Annotated in this window: 1 pseudogene; it reads left to right on the top strand. The window is 45.7% G+C overall.

Annotation, left to right across the window (positions count from 1 at the left end):
• Positions 1–328: 328 nt before the first annotated feature.
• Positions 329–505: pseudogene (locus L2729_RS21580) on the top strand (transposase); the annotation flags it as partial.

Genomic DNA, 505 nt, shown 5'->3' with positions numbered 1-505 from the left:
ATACTCCTAGTAATAATGGCCTAACAAGACCTGTACTAGTAAGTATTTAGGATGGGAGAGCAAAGAGGCTTGTTATCTCTTCTGCCGCATAGCGGCTTCGTTCAACAAGTTGCTCAAACGGACGCAAAACAGTTGGCTGCGCTTCGTTCCTCGCACATTTTAGCCAACTATTCTGCGCCGCTTAGCAAGGCGTTGGTATGACTCCCCACGTCAAGCAGAACACCACTCTTTCGGCCTAAATATTTAAAAATACATAGACAGCCATTGTTAATGGCATAACTGATAACCTCCGACTAAGCTTTGAAAGAGCATTTAACAAGGAGGTTGTATGCCAAGACCAAGACCAAGACGAACTCTGATCAGTATCGAAGACACCCCGTATTATCACTGTTGCAGCCGCGTAGTGCGTCGTGCCTTTCTCTGTGGTGATGATAAATACACGGGTAAAAACTACGACCATCGCCGAGGTTGGGTTGAAACGCAAATATTGAAGCTTACCGAGGTG

It is taken from the genome of Shewanella gelidimarina (assembly GCF_023283945.1).
In the GTDB taxonomy this organism is placed as follows: domain Bacteria; phylum Pseudomonadota; class Gammaproteobacteria; order Enterobacterales; family Shewanellaceae; genus Shewanella; species Shewanella gelidimarina.
Note: the sequence above shows the minus strand (reverse complement) of the source record. Positions and strands in the feature narration are given on the sequence as shown.